5 protein-coding genes are annotated in these 3,728 nt (G+C 61.2%); 3 read left to right on the top strand and 2 right to left on the bottom strand.

What is annotated here, in order from left to right; genetic code table 11:
- On the top strand, positions 1 to 292 hold a 292-nt coding region (locus tag EN750_RS40915), incomplete at its 5' end, for a shikimate kinase (RefSeq protein ID WP_281062318.1).
- Complete coding sequence (locus EN750_RS40910) at positions 180 to 722, top strand: shikimate kinase (RefSeq protein ID WP_306462658.1); 543 nt, start codon at positions 180 to 182, stop codon at positions 720 to 722. The genes EN750_RS40915 and EN750_RS40910, both read left to right, overlap by 113 nt.
- Before the next feature lie 1,069 nt (positions 723 to 1,791).
- Here the strand turns inward: EN750_RS40910 and EN750_RS23385 are convergent.
- Entirely contained in the window at positions 1,792 to 2,391 is a 600-nt protein-coding gene (locus EN750_RS23385) for an NADPH-dependent F420 reductase (RefSeq protein WP_127397784.1), read from the bottom strand.
- Positions 2,392 to 2,403: 12 nt separating this feature from the next.
- A complete protein-coding gene (locus EN750_RS23380; protein WP_127397783.1) occupies positions 2,404 to 3,150 on the bottom strand; it encodes an SDR family oxidoreductase in 747 nt (248 codons plus the stop codon).
- A gap of 275 nt (positions 3,151 to 3,425) precedes the next feature.
- On the opposite strand from EN750_RS23380, the gene EN750_RS23375 reads away from it, so the two are divergent.
- The coding region (locus tag EN750_RS23375) for a LysR family transcriptional regulator (RefSeq protein WP_145967857.1) at positions 3,426 to 3,728 on the top strand (303 nt) is incomplete at its 3' end.

The following is a 3,728-nucleotide window of genomic DNA, read 5'->3' as shown; positions in this document are numbered from 1 at the left end:
GCATATCGTCGCCGATCACGGCAATCTGATGGAGATGTTCGCCGACCCTGGCCGTGGCGAGGCGCACTTCAGGGACCTGGAGACCAAAGAGCTCGCCAAGCAGCTGGAGAGAGGCCCCATCGTCATCGCAACCGGCGGCGGCTGCTTTGGCAAGGAGTCCAATCAAGCCCTGATTCTTAATAAGGCGAGGTCGATCTGGCTCGACACCCGAGCTGAAAGAGCTCCGCAGGCGCCTCGAGAGGGACACCAGCCGGCCGCTGCTGCAAGGCGCCGACATCGAGCAGAAGGTTGACCAGCTGTACGAAGAGCGCAGTCCGTTCTACCAAAAGGCCGATATCAGGTTGCCCCTCGTCCCGCCCTTTCAAAAAGACAAGAAGGACGCCCGCATTTGCGTGAAGGAACTCTACGCTTTCCTGTGCAGCGACAGAGAAGCCGCTCTGCCCGCTGCCGAGATATCACATGTCTCCGGTGCTTCCGGCACCGCCATCAGCATGTCCCCAACAGCTCAGCGCATGCACGATGATCATCACAACGGCTACGATTGCGGGGGCGGCGTCGTGGAAACCATCCAGGCGCCGGCGGCACTATTGAGTGAAAGGGAACGGCCGCCGCTCCTCGACACCCTCACCGCCGACCCGCAGCCTTTGCTGGCCGGCAATAACGCACGAGCGAATTTAGCGTCTTCCACGAGAAGCAGGGAACGCTCAAGTCGAGGACGATAGCTTAGGCGTCGCAGGTTTGGTGCAGGGTGCGGGTTCGCACCGAATGCTAATAAAAGTGGGAAACGCATGCATAAGTCGTGAGAAGCCTGATGGCCGAGTTGATCCGGCCTGGATGACACAAACGTACAAAGACGAACCGCCGGTGCCGGGTCGCGCGCCAAATCCTGGTGATCGACCGGAAAGGATCAGCTCCGAGTCTAAACGGCATCGTCAACTTAATGAAGCGCGGATACTATGACAGAGTGACCCAATCCACCGCCGCGCCATTGCGTCGGTTTCGACAGATAAGATGGATTGGGCAGGCGAGCTCAAAAGAGCGATTGTAAATCGCAGTTGTAGCAGTGTAACAAACTGCGTAACAAAAAGCGCGAAAAGATTAGCATTTTCAGCAGGATAGGCGTGAAACCGAATCCCTCCCTCTCCGCCATTTAGTCCAAAACCTGACATCTCCCGGGCCGCCTGCCGCATATCGCCCAGGCAACATGACAGAGCCGTCCGAGCCGGGGCACTTTGGCTTTCACGGAGGCCGTAAAGCTTCGGCAGGCCCATTCGGCATCCCCGCACATGGCTTCCTGTCCGCAAGCGCAGCCATGCCGCTGTGAATTTACCAGCCGGTTTAGCCCAAATGGGGGAAGAGGCCCGGCCCGAGATCTCGTAACGGTTGGTTCGCCCAACCCAGTTAGGAGACCACGCTGCGCAAAGCCTCTCTCGCCATCATAGCTTTCTTCAGCCTTTCCACTGTCGCATCGGCATGCGTGTCGATGGACGGCAACGTTGTCGTGAACAACTGCAATTATCGCGTCATGGGAAATTACAGAGGCTCGGATGGCAGTTGGGGTGGCTTCGGCCCCATCCGCGCCGGCGGTCGTGAGGCAACTTCCAAAAGACGCGACGCCGGCTGGGACATCAGCTTTTGCAACTACGATTCATGGGTGGCAGGCACATGTCAGCCGAAGGATCCAGGCAGATGTAAGCCGCTTTCAAGCGCGCCACTTTGCGCGCTCGGCTCGTTGCTGACGATGTGGCCGGCGTCGAACACCTGCCACTCTGACGCTGCACGATAAATCCGTTATTGCTCCTTCTTGAACAAGTCCTGGAAGATCAGCTGGCCCCAAGTGCGGCCGCGTGCGTGCACCAGCGTGCCACCCTCGTTGAGCTTTCCCAGCTTGACCGGTGCGAACCCGAGTTGTCTGGCCAAGGCCGCCACGGGAGCGATCGCGTCCTCGTCGTCACCAGACAGAAAGACGACCCGGTGCCCTCCCTCGACGATCGGATCGGCAGCCAGGGTGGCCGCAATCAGGTGATTGAAGCCTTTGACGAGCTTGGCGCCGGTGAACGCCTTCGCGACGAAGGCGGAGGACGGCAGACCGTCCAGCTCTTCAGGCACTGGAAACACGTTCGTCGCGTCGATGATCGTCTTACCTTCCCAGCTTGGCAGCGCCTTCGCGACATCTGGGTGCGACTCGAAGCGGACCGCCAGAAAGACGATGTCAGCCTTGATCGCTTCCGCCAGCGTTTTGGAGATAATCGTGGGTCCGATCGCGGCCGCATCGGCTGCAAAGCTTTCCGGGTCGCGCGTGGTTGCCACAGACACTTCGATGCCGTTGCGGGCAAACGCCTTGGCAAGAGCCTGGCCGATCTTGCCGAAGCCGATAATTGCATAGCTCATGTATATTCTCCTTCAGTTTACCAGGCCCTGCGGGCTCGGGATATCGAATGGAATGAACGGCGGGGCGGTCATGAAGCTGCTGTCGGGCGACGCGAGAAACGCAGCCGCCGCCCCGATCTCCGCTGGATCGGCCATACGCTGAAGCGGATTCATCGAGGCGAAGACCTTCAAGCCCTCCTCGCCTATCGCTGCCTTCGCGAGTTCGGTCGCCGTCGGCCCAGGCGACAGCACGTTTACCCGGATGCCGGTGCCTTTCAAGTCTTCCGCCCAGGTCCGCGCGAGGTTGCGCACGGCCGCCTTGCTCGCGCTATAGACGCTGAATGCGGGCGCGCCCGTGGTGCCGGCGCTCGATCCGGTCAGGATAATCGAACCGCCTTCGCCCATCAGCGGCAGCGCCTTCTGGACCGTGAAGATCGTACCCTTCACATTGGTGTTGAAGGTTTCGTCAATATGCTCGGCGGTGAGCTTGCCGAGCGGAAGCAGGCTTCCCACCCCGGCGTTGGCGAAGATGATGTCGAGGCTTCCGCGCTCGGCCTTCACCGCCGCGTAGAGCCGATCGAGGTCGGCCTCATCCGAGACCGAGCCCTTCACCGCTCGGACATTGGGCCCGAGCTCGGCTACAGCGGCGTCTAGCGCTTCCTGCCGGCGGCCGAAGATGAAGACGAAGGCGCCCTCCTCGATGAAGCGCTTCGCTGCGGCGCGGCCGATGCCGGTGGCGCCGCCCGTTATAACCGCAACCTTACCGTCTAGCTTGCCCATGATTTATCCTTCCAGGTTCTGTCTTTGGTCGTTCGGGGATGCCCCGAGAACCTCTAGATGGGCCTGTCGGGGTCAGGTGGTGAGTGCGGAAGCGCGCACATCGGTGGTGCAAAATCGATCCGCTTTCAGAGCTGACGCCAGCCGCGACGATCCGTATCCGCCATTCGGAATTGCGCCGTCCCTGTCGACATAAGCCATGATGTCCCGCCCCTACTGCTGTAGGATGTGCTAGATACAGGCTTTGGAAGGCGCACCGCGCGGTGCCGGATTGCACCATGATCGACTGGGATGACGTTCGCTACTTTCTAGCCGTCGCACGCGGAGGCTCGGTGCGGGCTGCCGGCGCGCAGCTCGGGGTGAATCACTCGACCGTACTGCGACGCATCGCCCAGCTCGAGGAACGCCTCGGGGCGCAGATGTTCGAAAAGCTGCCCTCGGGCTACCGTCTGACGGCTGCGGGCGAGGAGGTTCTCGAGCTTGCGAACCAGATGGAAGCGTCGTCGCACCAGCTGGAGACGCGCGTCTTCGGGCGCGACCAGGGCGTGCGCGGGCTTCTGCGGGTGACGCTGGCACCGCCC

This window comes from Mesorhizobium sp. M7A.F.Ca.ET.027.03.2.1, from assembly GCF_003999175.1.
Classification (GTDB): domain Bacteria; phylum Pseudomonadota; class Alphaproteobacteria; order Rhizobiales; family Rhizobiaceae; genus Mesorhizobium.
Note: the sequence above shows the minus strand (reverse complement) of the source record. Positions and strands in the feature narration are given on the sequence as shown.